Here is a 22,590-nt window from a genome sequence, read left to right on the forward strand (position 1 = left end):
TTTGGCGTGCCGTCGGAGTTCCGGTACAGCTTCTGGACGGCGACTGCGGCGGCTGGGGTCGTCCAGCGGATCCCCGGCGATGTCCCTGTCAGTCGGGGTCCACCGAGAACCGGTAGACGGTGGTCGAGCGGTAGTCCTCCCCCGGGCGCAGGACGGTGGAGGGGCAGCATGGGCGGTGCGGGGAGTCGGGGAAGTGCTGGGTTTCCAGCGCGATCCCGGCGAAGGCCCGGTACGGTGCGCCGCCCGGTCCTGTCAGCGAGCCGTCGAAGAGGTTCCCGGTGTAGATCTGCAGGCCGGGCTCGGTGGTCAGGCACTCCATCCGTCTGCCGCTGGCGGGATGCGCCAGTACCGCCACCTGCCGCGGGTCCTGGCCCTCGTGCGGACGGAGCACCCAGTTGTGGTCGTAGCCTCCGCCGGCCACGGTCAGCTGCGGGTGGTCGGCCGTGATCCGCTCGCCGACCGGGCGCTGCTCGGTGAGGTCGAACGGGGTGCCCTCGACCGGGAGGTGCGGGCCGTACGGGATCAACTCCCCGTCCACGGGCGTGTACTGGTCCACGTCGACCTGCAGCAGGTGGTCGAGGATGGTGCCGCTGCCCTCGCCGGCCAGGTTGAAGTAGGCGTGGTTGGTCAGGTTGACCACCGTGGGCGCGTCGGTGGCGGCCTCGTACGCGAGTGTGAGCGAACCGGCACCGTCCAGCAGAAAGGTCACCTGGACGGTGAGCGCGCCGGGGAAGCCCTGGTCGCCGTCCGGGCTGTGCAGCGTGAAGCGGACACCGACGCGGCTCGGCTCGCGCACCTCTGTGGCGTCCCAGACGCGCGCGTCGAAGCCTTCGGGGCCGCCGTGCAGCGTGTGGCCGTTTCCCTGGGTCCGCAGCCGGTGGACGGCGCCCTCGACGGGCAGTTCGCCGCCTGCGATCCGGTTCGCGTAGCGGCCGACCGTTGCCCCGAAGTACTTCGCCTCGCCGAGCATGTCCGCCACGCTCGCGCCGCCCAGCACGATGTTGGCGCGGTGCCCGTCCCGGTCCGGTGCGTACAGCGCCTGGAGCCGGGCTCCGAGGCTGAGCACCTCCGCCATGACGGCGCCCTCGGAGCCGAAGGCCCAGCGGTCGACGACCCGCCCGTCCGGGAGGGTCGCGTACGGCTCGCGGCGGATCGTCAGGGAACCGTCGTCGAGGCGGGTGGGCGCGTCGGGCATGGCTGTTCGTCACTCCGGTTCGGGGGACGGGGGCGGGTTCGGGAGGACCGAGAGGGCGGCGGCGGCCCGGGAGGACCCCCGCCCGCCGTCTGCGTCAGAAGCCCTGGGCCAGGCGGTGGTAGGCCTGGTTCCAGCGGATCTCCTGGGTGAACCGGCGGATCGTGGTGTCCGCGTCGATGACCAGCAGCTCGGTGGCGAGGATGTCGGCGAGGTCGCCCAGCTCCTCGGTCCCGATCGCGCTGGACAGCACGGTGTGGTGGGGCGCACCGGCGGTCAGCCACGCCTCGGTCGAGGTGCGCAGGTTCGGGCGCGGCTGCCAGACGGCGCGCGCGACGGGAAGGTTCGGCAGCGGTTCGAGGGGCTCGACCACGTCGATCTCGTTGGCGACCAGGCGGAACCGGTCGCCCATGTCGGCCAGCCCGACCACGACGGCGGGACCGGTCCGGGCGTCGAAGACGAGGCGGACCGGGTCCTCGCGGCCCCCGATGCCCAGGGGGTGGATCTCGCAGGACGGCACGTCCGATGCGATGGTCGGGCAGACCTCCAGCATGTGCGCGCCGAGGATCAACTCCCTTCCCGGCTGCAGGTGGTAGGTGTAGTCCTCCATGAAGGAGGTGCCGCCCTGCAGCCCGGTGGACATCACCTTGAGCGTGCGCAGCAGGACGGAGGTCTTCCAGTCGCCCTCGCCGCCGAATCCGTAGCCGTCGGCCATCAGCCGCTGCACCGCCAGGCCGGGTAGCTGGCGCAGGCCGCCGAGGTCTTCGAAGTTGGTGGTGAAGGCGTGGAAGCCGCCGTCCGTCAGGAATCCGCGCAGGCCGAGTTCGATGCGGGCGGCGTAGCGCAGTGAGTCGTGCCGGTCCCCGTCCGCGCGGAGTTCGGGCGCGAGGCGGTAGGTGTCCTCGTACTCCTCGACCAGTTCGGTCACGCCGGCGTCGGTGGCCGCGTCGACGGCTGCGACCAGGTCGTTGACGCCGTAGGTGTTGACCGAGACGCCGAAGCGGAGTTGGGCTTCGACCTTGTCGCCCTCGGTCACGGCGACGTCGCGCATGTTGTCGCCGAATCGCGCCAGCTTGAGGCTCTGCAGCTCGGAGCGGCCTGCCGCGGCCCGGGCCCACGAGGCGATCCGGGCAGCGACCGAGGGGTCGCTGGCGTGTCCGGCGACGGTCTTGCGTGCGACGCCGAGCCGGGACTGGATGTAGCCGAACTCGCGGTCGCCGTGGGCCGCTTGGTTCAGGTTCATGAAGTCCATGTCGATCGACGCCCAGGGCAGTGCGGCATCGGCCTGGGTGTGCAGGTGGAGCAACGGCTTGCGCAGGGCGTCCAGGCCCGCGATCCACATCTTCGCCGGGGAGAAGGTGTGCATCCAGGCGATGAGGCCGATGCAGGTGTCGTCCGCGTTGGCGTCCAGGCAGACCCGCCGGATCGCGCCGGCATCGGTGAGTACGGGCTTCCAGACGATGTCCACCGGGATGCCGTGGTCGCCGAGTACGTCGGCGATCCGGCGGGACTGCGCGGCGACCTGACGCAAGGTGTCGTCGCCGTAAAGCCCTTGGCTGCCGGTCAGGAACCAGACTTCGCGGCCCTGGATTGCCTTCTGTGCCTTCATGGGGGCGCTGGTCTCCTTAGCGGGCAGCGGGCTGCTGGCCGTACACGTTCTGGTAGCGGTGGTTGAGACGGTCGATGTCGTCCTGCGCTATCGGCAGGGGTTCGCCGAGCTGGCGGGAGATGTGGACGGTGCGGGCGACGTCCTCGCACATCACGGCGGCCTTGACGGCGGCCTTGGCGTCCTTGCCGATGGTGAAGACGCCGTGGCTCTTCATCAGGACGGCCGGTGAGCGGTGGCCCCGGAGGGTCTCGACGATGCCCCGGCCGATGGAGTCGTCGCCGATGAGCGCGAAGGGGCCGACGGGGATCTCGGCGCCGAACTCGTCGGCCATGGCGGTCAGTACGCAGGGCACGGCCTCTCCGCGCGCGGCCCAGGCGCTCGCGTACGTCGAGTGGGTGTGCACCACTGCGCCGACCTCGGGCATGTGGCGGTAGACGTAGGCGTGCGCGGCGGTGTCCGAGGACGGGGACTGGTCGCCCTCGACGACCTTGCCGTCCAGGTCGCAGAGGATCATCTTCCGGGGCGTCAGCTCGTCGTACGAGACGCCGCTCGGCTTGATGACCATCAGGTCCTCGCCGGGGACGCGGGCGGAGACGTTGCCGGCCGTCCAGACGACGAGGTCGTAGCGGACCAGCTCCTGGTGGAGGTCGCTGACCTGGCGGCGCAGCAGATCGATCGGGGAAGTCATGGTCGGACCTCGCTCTTCTGGGCGGCCGGGGTGGCCTCGGGGTCGGTTCGCGGGGCGGTGAGCGCCGCGTTGCGGATGGCGCGGAGGCGGTGGAGGAGCTTGTCGGGGCCGGTGCCGAAGTGGTCGTGCAGGGTGCGGTACTCGGCGTAGAGGCGGTCGTAGGCGTCGGCGCGCGCGGTGTCCGGCTGGTGGACTCCGCGGCGTACGCGGCCCATGGCGGCGGCCGCGGTGCGTACGTCCGGGTGCGCGCCGGCGGCGACGGCGGCGTGGATGGCGGAGCCGAGGGCGGGGCCCTGGGCGGACTCGGCGAGGGAGACGGGCCGGCGCAGCACATCGGCGTAGATCCGCATGAGCAGGGGGTTCTTCTTCAGCCCGCCGGTCACGATGAACTCCGTGACGGGGACGCCGCCCTGCTCCAGGGCGTCGATGATGGTGCGGGTGCCGAAGGCGGTGGCCTCCAGCAGGGCGCGGTAGATCTCCTCGGGGCGGGTGGCCAGGGTGAGGCCGACGATGACTCCGGAGAGGTGGTGGTCGACGAGGGTGGAGCGGTTTCCGTTCATCCAGTCGAGGGCGACCAGGCCGTGGCCGCCGACGGGCTGGTCGGCGATCTTGCGGGACAGCAGTTGGTGCAGGTCCTCGCCGGTGGCTTCGGCCTCTGCGCGGTAGTGGGTCGGCACGCCTTGGCGCAGCCACCAGGCGAAGATGTCGCCGACCGCGCTCTGCCCGGCCTCGTAGCCGTAGGCGCCCTCCACGATGCCGCCGTCGACGACTCCGCAGATTCCGGGGACGTCGGCGAGGGCGGGGCCGTTGACGACGTGGCAGGTGGAGGTGCCCATGATGGCGAGCAGCCGGCCGTTCTCGACGGCCTGGGCGGCAGGGGCCGCGACATGGGCGTCGACGTTGCCGGTGGCGACGGCGATGCCCTCGGGCAGCCCGGTCCAGGAGGCCGCCTCGGCGGTGAGGAAGCCGGCCCGGGATCCCAGCGGCGACAGCGGATGCTCCAGCCGGGTGCGCGCGAAGTCGGCGAAATCGGGGTGCAGGGCGGCGAGGTAGTCCTCGCTGGGGTAGTGGCCGTCCTGGTGGATGCCCTTGTATCCCGCCGTGCAGGTGTTGCGGGTTTCGACGCCTGCGAGCTGCCAGACGATCCAGTCCGCGGCCTCGATCCAGCGCTCGGTGGCGGCGTAGGTGTCCGGGTCCTCCTCGAGTACCTGGAGCGCCTTGGCGTACTGCCATTCGGCGGAGATCTTGCCGCCGTAGCGGGAGATCCACTTCTCGGCGCGCAGGTGGGCGAGGTGGTTGATGCGGTCGGCCTGGCTCTGGGCCGCGTGGTGCTTCCAGAGCTTGGGCCAGGCGTGCGGGCGAACGCCCAGCTCGGTCTCGGCGAGGGGGGTGCCGTCGGCCCGTACGGGGAGGACGGTGCAGGCGGTGAAGTCGGTGGCGATGCCGATGACGGCGGCCGGGTCGATGCCACTCGCGGCCACTGCGGCGGGGACGGCGGTGCGCAGCACCTCGCGCCAGTCCTCGGGGTGCTGGAGGGCCCAGTCGGGCGGCAGGGGCTGACCGGTGGTGGGGAGTTCACGCTCGATGACGCCGTGCGGGTACACGTGGACGGCGGAGCCGACCTCCTCGCCGTCGCGGACGCGGACCACCACGGCCCGGCCGGAGAGAGTGCCGAAGTCGACACCCACGACATGGCTCTCCGCGGTCTGGGGGGGAGGGGGCACGGTCACTTCACATCCTTCGTAAGGAGCCCCCGAGAGGGCGCAGCGATGCCGGGGGGCATCGTCCGGGGAGAGTTAGCGCTAACAATCAGCCTGTCAAGGCCGGGCTCGCCTTGAGCCGGTCAGACCTTGCGACGGCCGGCGATCAGGCGCTGGAGCAGGATGAAGACGAACAGCAGGCCGCCGATCACGATCCTGGTCCACCAGGAGCTGAGCGTGCCCTGGAAGGTGATGACGGTCTGGATCAGGCCCAGCACGAGCACCCCCAGCGCGGTCCCGAGCAGGTATCCGGACCCTCCGGTCAGGAGCGTCCCGCCGATGACCACGGCGGCAATCGCGTCCAGCTCCAGGCCCACCGCGTGCAGCCCGTAGCCGGAGAGCGTGTAGAAGGTCAGCAGTACGCCCCCGAGCGCCGAGCAGAAGCCGCTGACGGCGTACACGGCCGTCTTCGTCCGCCCGGCCGGGAGCCCCATCAGCCGGGCCGACTGCTCGCTGCCGCCCAGCGCGTACACGTTCCGGCCCAGCCGTGTGTGGTGCAGGACCGCGAATGCGATCACCAGCACACCTACCGCGATCAGAACACTCGGCGAGACGAACAGGTCGCCGGGCAGGGGGATCCGGGTCTGGGCGAAGGCCGTATAGGCCGGGTCGGTGAGGGAGATCGAGTCGATGCTGATCGTGTAGCACAGGCCACGGGCCAGGAACATGCCAGCGAGCGTCACGATGAACGGTTGGATCTCGAAGGAGTGGATCACCCATCCCATCGCGAGCCCGGCGCCCGTCCCCACCGCCAGGACCAGCGGGATCACCAGCAACGGCGGCCAGCCGTGCTGTTCCACCAGCCAGGCGGAGATCATCGTCGACAGTGCGACCATCGCGCCGACCGACAGGTCGATCCCTCCGGCCAGCACCACGAAGGTCATCCCGATGGCGACCACCAGCAGGAAGGCGTTGTCGACGAGCAGGTTGAGCAGCACCTGCCCGGAGAAGAATCCGTCGTACTGGACGGATCCGGCACCGAACATCGATATCAGCAGGGCCGATGTGACCAGCAGCGGGATGTACGCGCGGCTCCGCGCTGCCGTGCTCGCGCTCATGCCCCCACCTCCGTGTTCTCTGTCGTCAGCGGACGCGGCGTCGGGCCGCGCCCGGTCCGGGCCCGTCGGCGCGCGGCCTTGGCCCGGAAGGCGGGTGACTGGATCAGGCAGACCGCGATCACCACGAAGGCTTTGAAGACCAGGGTGGTCTCCGGCGGGATGCCGATGGTGTAGACGGTGGTGGACAGGGTCTGGATGATCAGCGCACCGATCACCGTGCCGCCGAGCGAGAACCGCCCGCCGGTCAGCGCGGTGCCGCCGACCACCACGGCGAGGATGGCGTCCAGCTCGATCCAGAGCCCGGCGTTGTTGCCGTCCGCACTGGAGACGTTCGAGCTGATCATGAGCCCGGCGACCGCGGCGCACAGCGCGCTGAAGACGTACACCAGGCATAGCAGGCCCATCGCCCGGATGCCGACCAGGCGGCTGGCGACCGGGTTGCCGCCGACCGACTCCAGCAGCAGCCCGAGCGCCGTACGCCGGGTCAGCAGCGACGTCAGCAGCACCACCACGACCGCGAGCAGGATCGCGAACGGCATGGTGAGCCAGTAACCGCCGCCGATCAGCTTGTAGGGCTCGCTGGTGACGGTGACGATCTGGCCGTCCGTCACCAGCTGGGCGACACCGCGTCCGGCCACCATCAGGATGAGGGTGGCGATGATCGGCTGGACGCCGACCCCCGCCACCAGTACGCCGTTGATCAGCCCCAGGACGAGGGCCACCGCCAGGGCGATGGCGACGGCGCCGAACACCGTGCCCGGGCTTGCCGGATCGGCCGCGCCGCTGATGTGCAGGCAGGCCAGCGCGCCCGCGATGGCGACGGTGGAGCCGACCGAGAGGTCGATGCCGCTGGTCGCGATGACCAGCGTCATGCCCAGCGCCACCAGGATCAGCGGGGCGCCGAAGTGGAGGATGTCGATCAGGCTCCCGTACAGGTGCCCGTCCTTGACCCGGATCGCGAAGAAGTCCGGAGTGAACAGGACGTTGGCCAGCAGCAGGGCCGCGAGCACGGTGGCGGGCCAGAAGAGGCGGTGCTTGGTCATGACCGGGCTCCGCTCGCGATCGTCGCCATGATCCGCTCGGGAGTGAGCGATCCGTCGTTCGGCAGCTCGGCGACCAGCCGGCGGTCCCGCAGCACGCCCACCCGGTGGCTGAGCCGCAGAACTTCCTCCAGCTCGGCCGAGATGAACAGCACCGACATGCCGTCCCGGGCCAGCGCGGCCACCAACTTCTGGATTTCGGCCTTGGCGCCGATGTCGATGCCCCGGGTCGGCTCGTCGAGGATCAACAGCTTGGGGTCGGTGATCAGCCAGCGGGCCAGCAGCACCTTCTGCTGGTTGCCGCCGCTGAGATGGCGCACCAGCGCCTCGGGGTTGCCCGGGCGGATGTCCAGTGACCGGATCCAGCGCACCGCGATCTCGTCCTGCTTGGAGCGGGAGAGCGGACGCGTCCAGCCGCGGGCCGCCTGCAAGGCCAGGATGATGTTCTCGCGTACCGTCAACTCCGCCACCAGGCCCTCGTTCTTGCGGTCCTCCGAGCAGAAGGCGATCCCGTACGAGATCGCGGCGCGCGGCGTGCGAAGCGCGACGGGGGCGTCCTCGATCCGCACCGAGCCCTGGGAACTGCGGTCGGCACCGAACAGCAGGCGGGCCGCCTCCGTACGCCCCGACCCCAACAGCCCTGCCAGTCCAACGACTTCACCGGGCCGGATGGTGAGGTCGTACGGCTCGACCGCGCCGGTGCGACCCAGGCCGTCGGCGCTCAGGAACGGCGTGGTTCCGGCTTCGGCGGCGGGCTCGTGACGAGTGGTGTCCGACAGCTCCTCCAGGCTCCTCAGTTCGCCGCCGATCATGCGGGCGACCAGTTCGACCTGGCTCAACTCACCGATCGGGTACTCGCCCTCCAGCTTGCCGTTGCGCAGGACGGTCATCCGGTCGCAGATCTCGTAGATCTGGTCCAGGAAGTGCGAGACGAACAGGATCGCCACGCCCTGGTCGCGCAACCGGCTTATCACCGCGAACAGTTGCCGCACCTCGTCGCGGTCCAGGCTGGAGGTCGGCTCGTCCAGGATCAGCACCTTGGCCGAGACGTCCACCGCCCGGACGATCGCGACCAGTTGCTGGACCGCGATCGAGTAGCTGCCCAGTGGGGCGGTGACGTCGATGTCCAGGTCGAGGTCGGCGACCAGCTCCGCGGCGCGGCGACGGAGGGCCGACCAGTGGATGAGTCCGAGGCGGCGCGGTTCACGGCCGATGAAGATGTTCTCCGCGACCGACAGGTTCAGGCAGAGGTTGACCTCCTGGTACACCGTGCTGATCCCGGCCTGCTGCGCCTGCAGCGGGCCGGGGATGTGCACGGGCCGGCCGCTCAGCACGACCTCGCCGCCGTCCGACGCGTAGACGCCGGTGAGCACCTTGATCAGCGTGGACTTGCCGGCGCCGTTCTCACCCATCAGGGCGTGCACCTCGCCGGGAAAGAGCCGGAAGTCGACCCCGTCCAGCGCCACCACGCCCGGGAACTCCTTGCGGATCCCCCGTACTTCCAGGACCGGGTGCTGTGCACGGTGCGCAGGCATCCGCCCCCTCCTCTCGTGGTCGCGACCGGGGCCGGCCGGGTCGGATCCGGGCAGCCCCTGGTCGCCGGGCCGGTCAGTACTGGCGGGTCGGCAGGGCGGCCGCGGCCTGGTCCTGGGTGAAGACACCCTCTTCGGTCTTGATCCGGCGCGGCACCTGTTCGCCGGCCTTGACCTTCTTGATCAGGTCCATCAGCTGGTCGCCCAGGAGGGGGTTGCACTCGACGAGGACGTTGATCTTGCCCTGGCTCATCGCGGTGAAGGCGTCCTTGACACCGTCGACCGAGATGATCTTGATGTCGGTGCCGGGCTTCTTGCCGGCTTCCTCGATGGCCTGGATGGCGCCGAGTGCCATGTCGTCGTTGTGTGCGTAGAGCACGTCGATCTTCGGCTGGGACTTCAGGAAGGCCTGCATGACCTCCTTGCCCTTGGCGCGTGTGAAGTCACCGGTCTGGGAGGCCGTGATCTTGAGTTTGGGGTCCGTCTTGATGACGTCGGCGAAGCCCGATCTGCGGTCGTTGGCAGGGGCGGAGCCGGTGGTGCCCTGCAGCTCCACGATGTTCACCGGGTCGCTCTTGCCCTGGTACTCCTTCACCAGCCAGTCGCCGGCCTTCTTGCCCTCCTCGACGAAGTCCGAACCGAGGAAGGTGGCATAGAGCGACTCATCCTTGGAGTCCACCGCGCGGTCCGTCAGAACGACCGGGATGTGGGCGGCCTTGGCCTCCTTGAGCACGGTGTCCCAGCCCGATTCGACCACCGGCGAGAAGGCGATGACGTCCACCTTCTGCTGGATGAACGAGCGGATGGCCTTGATCTGGTTCTCCTGCTTCTGCTGGGCGTCGGAGAACTTCAGCGTGATCCCCGCCTTCTTGGCCGCATCCTGGACGGACTTGGTGTTGGCCGTGCGCCACCCGCTCTCCGCGCCGACCTGGGAGAAGCCCACGGTGAGCGCCCCTCCGGAATCCTTGCCGCCGGCCGAGCCTCTGCCGCCGGAACCGCAAGCGGACAGAACGGCGACCATCGTGCCGGCGACCAGGGCCGCCGCAGCTCTCTTGGACATCTTGGGATTCCTCTCGAGTGGGGAGGCCGCTCTCGGCGCGGACGGATCGACCGCGGGCCGATGGACCAGGCAAGGCCGACCGGCGCGGGAGGCGGTGGAAACACCGTCGGGGGCGAGGCGCCCGGTGCGGCGTTGGTGCAGGCGGCGGTGCGGTCCGCGCCGTCCATGTGAACGGGATGTAGCGGTGCCGTTTCGCTTGAGTGAGATTGTTAACGCTCACAATTCCATGGACAAGGGGGCCGCCGGGCCGTTACCCAATCTTGACCAGTCCTCCGCGGGCTACCGGCTATCGACGCGCCACCGGGCCGGCACTGCGCCGCAGCACCATCTCCGGCGAGATCAGCACGTGGCTGCGGGCGTGGCCGACGCCGGTCAGCTCCTCCACCAGCAGCTCAAGAGCGCGGCGTCCCAGCTCCCCGAAGTCCTGACGCATCGTGGTCAGCGGTGGGGCGAAGTAAGCGGCTTCGGGAATGTCATCGAACCCGACCACGCTGATGTCCCCCGGAATCGCCCGTCCCGCCTCATGGAACGCGCGGAGCAGGCCGAGGGCCATGTGGTCGTTGGCGCAGAAGACCGCCGTGACCCGAGGGTCCTCGGCGATCCGTAGTCCGGCCTCGTACCCGGACCTCGCGCTCCAGTCGCCGCTCTGTACCGGTGGCACCTCGGCGCCGGCGGCCTCGAGGGCCTTGCGCCAGCCGTCCTGTCGGGTCTTGGTCTCCAGCCAGCCGGACGGGCCGGCGACGTGGTGGACCGTGGCATGCCCGAGGTCGAGCAGGTGTCGGGTGGCTGCCAGCGCGCCCGACTCGTTGTCGACGGCGACCATCGGCACTCGGGACTGGCTGCCCGACCCGACCGCGACCACCGGCACCGCGCTGGACAGCTTCGCCACCGCGCTCACCGCCGAGATCTGCGGCGCGATGACGACGATGCCCTCCACGCCCTGGTCGCGGAGCCGGTCCACCGCCTCCTGGACAGAGCGGCTGTCCAACGAACGCAGGCTGGCGACGCTGACGAAGTACCCGGCACTGCGCGCGGCCTGCTCGATCCCGTCCAGCATCGAGGCGGGCCCGTAGAGTGCGCTGCCGAAACTGACCACTCCGAGGGTCTGGGAGCGGCGGGTGACCAGCGCGCGGGCTGCCGAGTTGGGACGGTAGTCCAGCTCCCGGATGGCGGCGAGTACCCGGTCCCGGGTGTCGGGCCGGACGTGCGGTGCACCGTTCAGTACCCGGGACACGGTCTGGTGGGACACGCCGGCGACCCGCGCCACATCCGCCATCACGGGCTGGCGGGACTCCGGCTCGGTGCTTGCAGTTCCCACTCAAGGCCCCCTCATCGGTCGTACCAGTGCGGATCGCAGCCGCTCAGTGCCTACGAGTGACGGCGCTCGGCGGTTGGACCGCTGTCGGGATCCGGCCGATGGCGCAGGGCTTCGCAGACCTTACGACTGTCTCATGAGTGCTCACGAGAGTGTATTTGTTCGCGATCACATGGCCTGTCGCAGCCTGCGACGTCCGCCCCCGGGGCGGTCCCGGAACGTGCGCCGGTGGTCACCCCGCCGATCAGCGGAAGCGCCCCCGCCGACAGGCGGAAATTCAGCGCGCGGGTGTGGCTCAGACAACGGCCAATCCAGCCTCCCAGGGTAGTCATGCGATGGCTTTGAGTGATTGCCGTCGTTCTTCAGGGAACCTCCTGGGGGCGGAGTGTGACGGGGCGGCCGAAAGTGCCTGGGCGGGGGTCTCAGTCGAGCCATGCGGGGGCCTGCAGTTCGCCCAAGAAGATGGAGCAACGGAGAGTGCCTGCCCAGCAACAGCCCGGCACGGCCGCGCGGGTCCTCTCGCCGAAGAGGTCGATCCAGGTGCGAGTGCGGCGAGGGCCGTCAAGCCCGCGTCGACGGCCGCGGGCGGAAGGACCGCCACAGCGGCGTGCCCATGCTCACGCGGTCGCCCCACACACATCCCCCGCACCCGAAGCCTGCCTCTCCGGGCGCCAAGCGCACCAAGATCCGGCCGTTTCCGGTCCGGCCATCGTGTTCACCGCGGCCTGGTCCCGATTCCTTCGGGGCGGGCCGCTGGAGCACCCCGATCTGACGCTGGAACGACGCGGTCTCAGTGGCCCGGTACCGGACTTCGGCGGGCGGCAACCTTTTCCGGAGCGGCGGCAACTGACGGGCACACCAGAAGGCGATCACACCCACGGGTCGCCCGATCTCCCGCCGCATGCCGCCGTGCACCGCTGACCTGAGCGGTTGTACGGGGCAGGGCCGAAGCAAGGAGTAGCCCCCATGAACGAGACGGATCCCACGGCGGACGGCCGCAGCCGGCGCAAGGCCGCGGCTGGTGGTGAGCGGCGTACGCGGGGGCGCCACCGCCGGCGCGGGATGACGATCGGCCTGATGCTGGGCGTGCCTGGAGTCCTAGGCCCCTACCTGCTGTTCGTGCAGGCCGATTCGAACGCCGCGACGGTGGATGCCGACGCCTACTACACGCTGACCTCTGTCCGCAGCGACAAGGTGCTCGACGTGCCGGGGGCGGACACGTCGGACGGCGTCTGGATACGGCAGGCGAGCCGCGTGGCAGGTGCCGCGAGTCAGCAGTGGCGGCTGAGGCAGGCGGGGGACGGCTACTACGAGGTGGAGAACCGCAGCAGCCACAAGGTCCTCGGAGTGCGCGGCGCTTCCAAGGAGTCCGCGGCGGCCGTCGAGCAGCAGACCGACCACGGATCCGCCACGCAGCAGTGGAAGATGCAGGACGTGGGCGATGGGTCGGTGAAGTTCGTCTCCCGGAGCAACGGCATGGTGCTGGACGTGTGGGGCGGCTCCACCGGCGAGGGGGCGCCGCTCATCCAGTACGCCGACCGGGGCAGCACCAACCAGCACTGGAAGCTGGTGACGGCGGCCGGCTCGGGCAGGTACACCTGGCACAACGCGCAGATCGTCGGTGGCGGGTTCGTCACCGGGCTGGTCTTCAACCCTGCCCGCAAGGACCTGCTGTACGCCCGGACCGACATCGGCGGTGCCTACCGCTGGGACGCGACCGCCGCCCAGTGGACCTCGTTGACCGACTGGATCGGTGGCTCCGACTGGAACCTGCTCGGGATCGAGAGCCTGGCGACCGACCCCGTCGACCCGAACCGCCTGTACCTCGCGAGCGGCACCTACACCAACGACTGGGCGGGCAACGGCGCGATCCTCCGCTCCACCGACCAGGGCAAGACGTTCCAGCGCACCGACCTGCCGTTCAAACTGGGCGGCAACGAGGACGGCCGGTCCATGGGCGAGCGGCTGGTGGTGGACCCCGCCAACCACGGGACGCTCTACCTGGGCACCCGTAAGAACGGGCTCTGGCGCAGCACCGACTACGGCGTGACCTGGAGCCAGGTCGCCGCCTTCCCCGTCAAGGACGGTGCGAGCAGCGGCGTCGGCCTGTCCTTCGTGACCTTCGGCCCGGCCGGCAGCCGGACGATCTACGTCGGGGTGGCCGACAAGACCACCTCGCTGTACCGCTCCACCGACGGCGGCACCAGCTGGCAGGCCGTGTCCGGCCAGCCCACAGGGCAGCTGCCGCAGCACGGTGTGCTGTCCGGTGACGGCTCGCTGTATCTGACGTACACCAACGCCCCGGGCCCGAACGGAGTGACGGCCGGTTCCGTGTGGAAGTACACGCCGTCCACCGGCGCCTGGAAGAACATTTCACCGTCCAGCGGTGGTTACGGCTTCGCCGGGCTGGCTGTCGATCCGCAGCGCCCGTCCACGGTGATGGTCACCACGCTGGACCGCTGGTGGCCCTCGGACGAGGTGTACCGGTCGACCGACGGCGGCGCCTCCTGGAAGGCGCTCGGCGCGACCTCGGTGCGGGACAACTCCGCGGCGCCGTACGTGGGGACGGGCATCGGGCACTGGATGGGCGCGCTGGCCATCAACCCCTTCGACTCCGGGCACGTGCTGTACGGCACCGGGTCGGGGATATGGGGCAGCAACGACGTGACCGCGGCGGACAAGGGGGGTGCCACGCACTGGACGGTCCCGGCCAAGGGGCTGGAGGAGACCGCGGTCCTCGGGCTGATCAAGCCCCCGGGGCTCCCGCTGATCAGTGCGCTCGGCGATGTCAGCGGATTCCGGCACGAGGACCTGACCAAGGTCCCCGCCAAAGCACTCTCCGGACCGCTGTTCTCCAACACCACAGGCATCGACTTCGCCCAGGCGAAGCCGGGGTTCGTGGTCCGGGTCGGTCTCGGTGGCGAGCAGCACGGCGCCTATTCGACCGACGGCGGGGCCGGCTGGACGCCGTTCGCCGGGGAACCCGTGCGCGGAGCGGGCGGCGGGGCCGTGGCGGTCTCGGCGGACGGCGCCACCGTCGTCTGGACGCCCGCGGGCCAGAGGCCGTTCCACTCGACGAACCGCGGTGCGACCTGGACGGCCGCCTCCGGTCTGCCCGCGGACTCGGCCGTGGTGGCCGACCGTTCGTCGGCGAACACGTTCTACGCCCTCAAGGGCGGCACCCTGTACGCCAGCGCCGACGGCGGCAAGAGCTTCACCGCCCGGGCCACCGGCCTGGGTGACGGACAGCTCAAGGCGGCCCCGGGCGTCGCCGGTGACCTGTGGATCACAGGCGGAAGCAACGGACTCCTGCACTCCACCAATGGCGGGGCGAGCTTCAACAAGCTCGCCGGCGTGCAGCAGGCGCACGGTGTCGGCTTCGGCAAGCCCGCCCCGGGCGCCACCTACCAGGCTCTCTACCTCAGCGGGACGCTGAAGGGCGTCACCGGGGTGTTCCGCTCCATCGACGGCGGTTCGACCTGGGTCCGGATCAACGACGACCAGCACCAGTTCGGCGGGAGCGTCATCTCCGTCATCATCGGCGACCCGGACGTGTACGGCCGGGTCTACCTGGGCGGCTACGGCCGTGGCGTGGTGTACGGCGACGTGTCCTGATCGCCCCGGACCGGGGCGGGCGGCCGTGCGCGGCGCCCGCCCCGGTCTCGGCGACATCGGCACCGGACCGGACCGGAGCGGCAACCTTTTCGCCTTCGGCGGCCACTGAGAAGTGCGACATCGACTCGATCTACAGAACGGATGGGCATGAGGACAACGAAACACGGCGGTCCGCGGCCGCGGCCGCGGCGCAGACGCGGGGCGGCCGTCGGCATTCCGTTGGCGGTGATGGCCGGCGGCGTGCTGGCCTGCCTGGCCCTCACGCTCCTCCCCGGGAGCCGGTCCGGGGCCGGGCTTCCCACCGGCGCATCCGTAGCGGCAGCCCCAACGAACGCACCGTCCAGTTCCAGGTCGCCGGCACCAGAGGCCGGCGCCGCGACCGCATCGACGCAGCCGACGGTCGCGAGCCCGCCCCCACCGTCAGCCGCCAGTGTCCCGACGCTCTCGGCCTCCAGCCCGGTACGCACAAAGTCGCCGGCCTCTTCGGCGGGACGGATCAAGCCCTCGGTCAGCTACCAGGGCGTCGCGACTTCCTATGCCGCGGGTGACGGCAATGGTGCCTGCCTGTACGGACCGTCCGGCGATCTCATGATCGCGGCGATGAACCACACCGACTACGAGTCGGCCAAAGCGTGCGGGGCGTACGTGCGGGTCCGCGCCGCCAACGGGAACTCCATCACGGTGCGGATCGTCAACGAGTGCCCCCTGCCCTGCGCACCGGGTCAACTCGACCTCAGCCAACAGGCCTTCGCCAAGCTCGCGGACCCCTCACTCGGCCGGATCCCGATCACCTGGACGCTGCTGAGCCCCGCCGCACCCGACACGCTCTCCATCCGGTACAAGACCGGGTCCAGCCGCTCTTGGTGCGGCGTCCAGGTGATCGGGCATCGGAACCCGGTGGCGGTGCTCGAACTCCGAACCGGCAGCGGCTGGCGGAAGCTGCCCCGCACCGACTACAACTACTTCCTCTCCGCCGACGGCAGCGGATGCGGCGGAGCGATCAGGGTCACCGACCTCTACGGAGAACAACTGACCGTCGAGGGGATCGCACTGAGACCGGACGTCGCGCAGCAGACCCGCGTCCAGTTCGGACGGCATTGACCGTGCCGTCCACCTACCGTCACGGCTCCGCCCCCGCGGTCGGCCACTGCCCGGCCGCGGTGAGGGGCACTGTTACGCTCGAGCCGATTGTTAACGCGCACATAGCAGGGAGAGGGCGACCGGGGGAGATGCTCCTTCATGACGCGTCCGCGGAGTTCCACGACTTCTTCGAACGCCACTACGCCGAACTGGCCCGTCTCGCCCATCTCCTGACCGGCGAGACGGACGCGGCCGACGACCTCGCCGCGGATGCCCTGGTCGCCCTGTGGCAGCGCTGGGACCGGCTTCGCAAGGCTGACCACCCGCTCGCCTACGCTCGCGGCGTTGTCGCCAACATGGCGCGGGAACGGATCCGCAGTGCGGTGCGCGAGCGGCGCCGGATCGCGCTGTTCTGGTCCCGCAGTCCGGAGCAGGTGGCGGGGCCGGACGTGGCGGCCGTGCTGGACGTACGTACGGCGCTCGCCCGGCTGCCGTTCCGCAAGCGGTCGTGTGTGGTGCTGCGCCACGCCTTCGACCTGTCGGAGCAGGACACCGCGGCGGTGCTGGGCATATCGGTCGGTACGGTCAAGAGCCAGACCTCGAAGGGAATGGCCGAGTTGGAACGGATACTTGGCAAAGGAGCGGTCGGCGACCTGGTGGCGGGGAGGAGGAACCGGTGAACGAGGACATCACCCGTCGGCTGCGCGACGCCGCCGAGGCCCACCAGCCCGATCGCGCCCGGATGCTGGCCCGCCTGGAACGCGGCGCGGCCGACGGCACCGTCCGTCAGCGCACACCGTCCATCGCGAGATCCTGGCCCAAGGCCGCCCTCGCAGGCCTCGCCATCACCGCCACCCTGGCCACGGGTGGTCTCGCGGTCGCGGGCATCGTCCGGACTCCGCCACCGTCGGACAGCGCCACCACCCCCGCGACCCCGTCCCCGACGTTTCCTTCCCGTCCGACGCCGTCGGCTCCCACCACCCCCACCACCCCCACGACCCCCGCCGCCCCGGCCCCGACTCCGCCCACCACGGCCCCGGTCGGCCCGCGCCCCACTCCGCTGCCCAGCAGCCGGGTCCAGAACGGGCCCCTGTCGTCGGACGGCTCGGTGGATCCGCACAGCACCGTCTACTGGGCCCAGAGCAACCTCACGCTCAAGACCACACAGCCGCTCACCTCGCTCACCGTGGAACTGCGCATCGCCCAAACCGGCGGCGTGCAGAACACCGGCAACTGGCGCACCCTGCCGAGTGAAGACTTCAACGTCACCGTTCAGGAGGCCGGCGGAGCGCTGGTCTACCGGTGGGTCCTCAAACCGGGCCGTACCGTGCCGACCGGGCAGCATGAATTCGCCGGCCAGTACAACCACGCCACCGGGGTGCGCAACGCCACGGACGACGGCTACCGCGTCGACACGCAGACCCCGGGCGGCTCCGTCGCGGTCTGGGGAAGGTTCACCCCGGCACGGTAAGGACCGGCCAGGTTCCGGCCGAGGAGTCAGCGGTCTCGCGGCGCAAGCCGATCGCCTCCTCCAGGAGCCTCTCGGCGCGATCCAAGACGGCGGCTTCCGGATACACCCGGAGCCGCACCAGCTGACGCCCTACGCGGCGAACATCCGGCCGCGGTCGAAGGAGGTGGGAATGAAACTCATGGATGCGGACCACGCGGGGCTGGTTGTCGCGGCGCAGGCCGGTGACGATCGGGCGCGCGAGGAGCTGATCGCCGCGTACCTGCCGTTGCTCTACAACATCGTCGGGCGAGCGCTGAGCGGACATGCCGACGTCGACGACGTCGTCCAGGAAACCCTGCTGCGCGTGGTGCGCGACCTGCCTGCCCTGCGTGCTCCGGAGAGCTTCCGGTCCTGGCTGGTCTCGATCACGCTCCGCCAGATCAGTAACCACCGGCACCGGCAACGCGCCTTCGCCGGCCGGAGCACGGTCATCGACGAGGCACACCAGATACCGGACGCCGGCGCCGAACCCGGGGACATGACGATTCTGCGTCTGCATGTGTCGGACGAGCGCCGTCAGGTCGTCGAAGCCGGCCGGTGGCTCGACCCGGAGCATCGAGTGCTGCTGTCGCTGTGGTGGCAGGAAGGCGCCGGCTCGCTGAGCCGTGACGACATCGCCGCCGCGACGGGGCTCACGGTCGCCCACGTCGGAGTGCGCCTGCAACGCATGCGCGAGCAGCTGGAACTGAGCCGGACGATCGTTGCCGCGCTGGAGGCCGACCCGCGCTGTCCGCAGTTGGACGAGGCCATCATGGGCTGGGACGGTCTGCGTACATCGGTGTGGCGCAAGCGGATCGCGCGGCACACCCGCGGATGCCCGGTCTGCGCGGCGACGACGACAGAGCGGGTTCCGGTCGAGCGACTGCTCCTCAGCCTCGCCCCACTGGCGGTCCCGGGCGGGCTCATCGCCGCCCTGGCTGCCAAGGGCCTGCTGTCGGGTACGGCGGCCGGCGCCGCCGGGCTGGCCACGGCACCCGTCGCCGTCGGCACGGCGACGGGGGGAGGTAGTCTGCACAGCTTGCTGATCGGCAAACTCCACGCGGTCACCGCTCATCCGCTGGTGGCCCTCGCCACCGGGGCGGTCCTCGTCACCGGGACCGCCACCTACATGACCTGGCCCGAACCGGCGCATCGGGTGCCGGGTGCCATCGCCGCTCCCACGGCCGGCGATCCCACGCCGATCCCGTCGCGCACCACCACGTCGGCCGGACCGTCCCCGGTGAGTCCGCCGGCCGTCGCGGGCACTGTTCCGCTGGGCGCACAGTCGCTGGAGTCCGTGGACGAGCCCTCCCTGTACCTCACGTATGCCGGCGACTTCGCGACGCTCGGCCGAGTCTCGGCGTCCAGCAGCGCGCAGACGCGGCAGCGGGTCACCTTCACGGTCGTCGGGGGGCTGGCCGACACACGGTGCGTCACCTTCCTCGCCGCGGACGGCCGCTATCTGCGCCATCGTGAGCTGCGGCTACGGCTGAGCACCAACGACGGCAGCGAACTGTTCCGTGAGGACGCCACCTTCTGTCCGCACCCCGGGGCGGGCGCCGGGTCGGTGACCTTGCACGCGCACAACTATCCCGGTTCCGTCCTCCGCCACCGAGACGGCGGCATCTGGCTCGACGGCCCCGACGGCACCCGGGCCTTCGCCGACCAGGCTTCCTTCATCACGCGAAGGCCCTGGGCTTGAGAACCGCTTCTTGAGCATGTGGCCCGACCCGCGCAGTGACAGCTGGTGATCCTGCACCACGATCCTGCACCACGCCGTTCTCGACCCGGCAGGAGCCGAGTGCTGCGCCGAAACCGGCTTCGGTCCGCGTTCGTCGACGGCTGACTCGGCGTACCGGCTTGAAGGCTGATCACCGCGACCGCCACCGATGACACCTCGCTGGTGATCAGGGCGGCGCCCTTTCCACAGGACGACCGGAACGCAGGGCTTGGCATAACGCTTTTCGCCCGAGCGATGCATCACCGGGCAATCATCCGGGCGGCGCCACTTTTCTGTTACGAGGCCATCAGTTCGGAGGCCTCCATTGTGTGGGGTGCTCTTCCCGCCGCTCACCTTGACGGGCCGGCGTGGCAGGTCCCCCGACTTTCCCCGTTGACGTATCCCCTGAAGAAAGCCGCTCCAATGACGCGACACACCCACGCCTCCCGGGCGATCGGCAGGCAGGAACGGGCCCACGCCCTGCCCCGCACCCGACCCGCGACGGATCAGGCCGTACCGGCCGATGCGCGCACGATCACGGCACCCAGGGCGACTCGCAGCCCCCGAGGAGAATCATGAAGGGCATGCACCGGCTCGGCCGGCGTCGCCGAACAGCGGTGATAGGACTGTCGGCCGCGGCGCTGGTGGCTGGTGCCCTGACGCTCCTGCCCAGCTCCGCCGGAGCCGCCGCCCTGGGTACGCAGGCGGCCCCCTCGGGCAGGTACTTCGGCACCGCCGTGGCCGCCGGCAGGCTCGGGGACTCGAAGTACGCCGCGATAGCGGACCGGGAGTTCAACATGATCACCCCGGAGAACGAGATGAAGTGGGACGCCATCGAACCGTCCCGCGGCAACTTCAACTTCGGCCCCGCCGACCAGATCGTCAACCGCGCCATGGCACACGGCCAGCGCATGCGCGGCCACACCACGGTCTGGCACTCGCAGCTCCCGTCCTGGGTCAGCTCCATCGGCGACGCGAACACGCTGCGCAGCGTGATGAACAACCACATCACCACCGAGATGACCCACTTCAAGGGCAAGATCTACGCCTGGGACGTGGTCAACGAGGCCTTCGCCGACGGAGGCAGCGGCCAGCACCGCAGCTCGGTGTTCCAGAACCTGCTGGGCAACGGCTTCATCGAGGAGGCGTTCCGCACCGCCCGGGCGGCCGACTCCTCGGCCAAGCTCTGCTACAACGACTACAACATCGAGAACTGGTCGGACGCCAAGACCCAGGGCGTCTACAGCATGGTCAGGGACTTCAAGTCCCGCGGCGTGCCGATCGACTGCGTCGGCTTCCAGAGCCACTTCGGGACCGGCGGCCCGCCGTCCAGCTTCCAGACCACCTTGTCCGCCTTCGCCGCCCTGGGCGTGGACGTCCAGATCACCGAGCTGGACATCGCCCAGGCGTCGTCCACCAACTACGCCAACGCGGTCAACGCCTGCCTGTCCGTGACCCGGTGCACCGGCATCACGGTGTGGGGCGTCCGTGACAGCGACTCCTGGCGCAGCCGCGAGAGCCCCCTGCTGTTCGACAACAACGGCAACCCCAAGGCCGCCTACACCACCGTCATGAACGCCCTCAAGTCCGCCTCCGGTACCGGCCAGGGCGGAACGACAGGCGGAACCGGTACCGGGCAGATCAAGGGCGTCCCCTCCGGTCGTTGTATCGACATCAACGGTTCCACCACGGTCAACGGCACCCAGGCGCAGCTGTCGGACTGCAACGGACAGACGAACCAGCGCTGGACCTACACTTCCGGCAAGCAGCTGATGATCTACGGAAACAAGTGCCTGGACGCCATGGCCAAGGGCACCGGCAACGGCACGATGGTGGTCATCTGGGACTGCAACGGCGGCGCCAACCAGCAGTGGAAAATCAACACCAACGGCACGATCACCGGCGTTCAGTCCGGGCTGTGCCTCGACGCCGTCGGCGCGGCCACCGCCAACGGCACCAAGATCCAGCTGTACTCCTGCGCGTCCGTCGACAACCAGAAGTGGACCGCCCCGTCCGGGACGGGCGGCGGCACGTGCGCTCTTCCCTCGACGTACAAGTGGAGTTCGACGGGTGCCCTCGCACAACCGTCGAACGGGTGGGCCGCGGTGAAGGACTTCACCCACGTGGTGCACAACGGCAAGCACGTGGTCTACGCGTCGAGCGCGGAGGGAACCTCGTACGGCTCGATGGCGTTCAGTCCCTTCACGAACTGGTCGGACATGGCGTCGGCCGGCCAGACCAAGATGAACCAGAACGCGGTGGCGCCCACGCTGTTCTACTTCGCGCCGAAGAAGATCTGGGTGCTGGCATACCAGTGGGGTGCGTCGCCCTTCAGCTACCGCTTGTCGAGCGACCCCACCAACCCCAACGGCTGGTCCGCGCCGCAGCCGCTGTTCACCGGGAGCCTCCCCGACTCCGGCACCGGCCCGATCGACCAGACCCTGATCGCCGACGACCAGAACATGTACCTGTTCTTCGCCGGTGACAACGGCAAGATCTACCGGGCGAGCATGCCGATCGGGAACTTCCCGGGCAGCTTCGGCTCGTCGTACACGACGGTCATGAGCGACACGGTGAAGAACCTGTTCGAGGCGCCGCAGGTCTACAAGGTCCAGGGCCAGAACCAGTACCTCATGATCGTCGAGGCCCGGGGTGCGAATGAGCAGCGCTACTTCCGCTCGTTCACGGCCTCCAGCCTGAGCGGTTCGTGGACCCCACAGGCCGCCAGCGAGAGCAACCCCTTCGCCGGCAAGGCCAACAGCGGAGCCACCTGGACCAACGACATCAGCCACGGCGACCTGGTCCGCAACAACCCCGACCAGACCATGACCATCGACCCCTGCAACCTGCAGTTCCTCTACCAAGGCAAGTCCCCCAACGCGGGCGGCCCCTACGACCGACTGCCGTACCGGCCGGGTGTCCTCACCCTGCAGCGCTGACCTGCCTGATCCACGGTGATGTGCAAGGAGAACACCTCCCGATGAAGAACGCCACAGCCTGCGGGCGCCGCGGGCGTCACCGCCGTCGCTGGAGCGCCACCGGTCTGCCGCTCGGTGTGCCCGCCGTCCTCGTGCCGTACTTCCTGTTCGTGTAGGAGGACTCGCGGGCCGAGACCAGCCGGTAGTGCCTACTACGGGCTGGTCTCGGTGCCCGCCGTGCGCCCTGAGATGGCGCTGTATATCCGGATTCTTCCTCCGACCCATAGATCTGGGGGTCAAGGGGTCGCAGGTTCAAATCCTGTCGTCCCGACCAGCGTTTACGCAGGTCGGAGGCCGTTCTCTCATCCGTGAGAGGGCGGCCTTTCGCGTGTCCGGGGCCGTGGTGGTCGCAGCGTGGTCGCATGTCCGGTCTGTGGCCGGTCGGCCGTGGCGTGAAGCCGGGTACTGCGGGGGAGCGGAGTCGTCGGAGGGCTTCGCGGATTCGGTGGAGGTG

Annotated in this window: 15 protein-coding genes; 6 read left to right on the forward strand and 9 right to left on the reverse strand. The window is 69.9% G+C overall.

Annotated features, from left to right (window positions below):
* Window positions 1-88 precede the first annotated feature (88 nt).
* The 9 genes from ACZ573_RS06010 to ACZ573_RS06050 form a co-directional block, all read right to left on the reverse strand.
* Window positions 89-1,195 (reverse strand): aldose epimerase family protein, encoded by a 1,107-nt coding sequence (locus tag ACZ573_RS06010; RefSeq protein WP_471299621.1) that lies wholly within the window; start codon window positions 1,193-1,195, stop codon window positions 89-91.
* 94 nt (window positions 1,196-1,289) lie between these two features.
* On the reverse strand, window positions 1,290-2,801 hold the full coding sequence (gene araA / locus ACZ573_RS06015; RefSeq protein ID WP_471299624.1) for an L-arabinose isomerase: 1,512 nt from the start codon (window positions 2,799-2,801) through the stop codon (window positions 1,290-1,292).
* Window positions 2,802-2,817: 16 nt separating this feature from the next.
* Window positions 2,818-3,489 carry an L-ribulose-5-phosphate 4-epimerase gene (locus ACZ573_RS06020; RefSeq protein WP_471299627.1) on the reverse strand — a complete coding sequence of 224 codons (672 nt, stop codon included), beginning with the start codon at window positions 3,487-3,489 and terminating at the stop codon, window positions 2,818-2,820.
* On the reverse strand, window positions 3,486-5,219 hold the full coding sequence (locus ACZ573_RS06025; RefSeq protein ID WP_471299629.1) for a ribulokinase: 1,734 nt from the start codon (window positions 5,217-5,219) through the stop codon (window positions 3,486-3,488). Before ACZ573_RS06025 ends, ACZ573_RS06020 begins: the two co-directional genes overlap by 4 nt.
* A gap of 113 nt (window positions 5,220-5,332) precedes the next feature.
* Entirely contained in the window at window positions 5,333-6,307 is a 975-nt protein-coding gene (gene yjfF / locus ACZ573_RS06030; RefSeq protein ID WP_471299632.1) for a galactofuranose ABC transporter, permease protein YjfF, read from the reverse strand.
* Window positions 6,304-7,350, reverse strand: a complete 1,047-nt coding sequence (locus ACZ573_RS06035; RefSeq protein ID WP_471299635.1) for an ABC transporter permease — start codon at window positions 7,348-7,350, stop codon at window positions 6,304-6,306. Before ACZ573_RS06035 ends, yjfF begins: the two co-directional genes overlap by 4 nt.
* Window positions 7,347-8,882: a sugar ABC transporter ATP-binding protein gene (locus ACZ573_RS06040; RefSeq protein WP_471299638.1), complete on the reverse strand. Its 1,536-nt coding sequence runs from the start codon at window positions 8,880-8,882 to the stop codon at window positions 7,347-7,349. Before ACZ573_RS06040 ends, ACZ573_RS06035 begins: the two co-directional genes overlap by 4 nt.
* Window positions 8,883-8,955: 73 nt before the next feature.
* Complete coding sequence (locus ACZ573_RS06045; protein WP_471299640.1) at window positions 8,956-9,939, reverse strand: ABC transporter substrate-binding protein; 984 nt, start codon at window positions 9,937-9,939, stop codon at window positions 8,956-8,958.
* A gap of 286 nt (window positions 9,940-10,225) precedes the next feature.
* The gene (locus ACZ573_RS06050; RefSeq protein ID WP_471300618.1) at window positions 10,226-11,215 is read right to left on the reverse strand and encodes a LacI family DNA-binding transcriptional regulator; all 990 of its coding nucleotides are present in this window, start codon (window positions 11,213-11,215) and stop codon (window positions 10,226-10,228) included.
* 1,101 nt (window positions 11,216-12,316) lie between these two features.
* On the opposite strand from ACZ573_RS06050, the gene ACZ573_RS06055 reads away from it, so the two are divergent.
* The 6 genes from ACZ573_RS06055 to ACZ573_RS06080 all read left to right on the forward strand — a co-directional run bounded on the left by ACZ573_RS06055 (window position 12,317) and on the right by ACZ573_RS06080 (window position 22,097).
* Entirely contained in the window at window positions 12,317-14,869 is a 2,553-nt protein-coding gene (locus ACZ573_RS06055; RefSeq protein ID WP_471300621.1) for an RICIN domain-containing protein, read from the forward strand.
* 228 nt (window positions 14,870-15,097) lie between these two features.
* Window positions 15,098-15,970, forward strand: a complete 873-nt coding sequence (locus tag ACZ573_RS06060) for an expansin EXLX1 family cellulose-binding protein (protein WP_471300624.1) — start codon at window positions 15,098-15,100, stop codon at window positions 15,968-15,970.
* Window positions 15,971-16,098: 128 nt separating this feature from the next.
* A complete protein-coding gene (locus ACZ573_RS06065) occupies window positions 16,099-16,629 on the forward strand; it encodes a SigE family RNA polymerase sigma factor (RefSeq protein ID WP_471299644.1) in 531 nt (176 codons plus the stop codon).
* Entirely contained in the window at window positions 16,626-17,420 is a 795-nt protein-coding gene (locus ACZ573_RS06070; protein ID WP_471299647.1) for a hypothetical protein, read from the forward strand. The genes ACZ573_RS06065 and ACZ573_RS06070 overlap by 4 nt, the downstream gene beginning before the upstream one ends.
* A gap of 169 nt (window positions 17,421-17,589) precedes the next feature.
* Window positions 17,590-19,140 (forward strand): sigma-70 family RNA polymerase sigma factor, encoded by a 1,551-nt coding sequence (locus tag ACZ573_RS06075; RefSeq protein WP_471299649.1) that lies wholly within the window; start codon window positions 17,590-17,592, stop codon window positions 19,138-19,140.
* Between the two features lie 593 nt (window positions 19,141-19,733).
* On the forward strand, window positions 19,734-22,097 hold the full coding sequence (locus tag ACZ573_RS06080) for a non-reducing end alpha-L-arabinofuranosidase family hydrolase (RefSeq protein WP_471299652.1): 2,364 nt from the start codon (window positions 19,734-19,736) through the stop codon (window positions 22,095-22,097).
* The last annotated feature ends 493 nt before the right edge of the window (window positions 22,098-22,590 follow it).

The sequence above is a fragment of the Streptomyces sp. NPDC040545 genome (genome assembly GCF_055595065.1).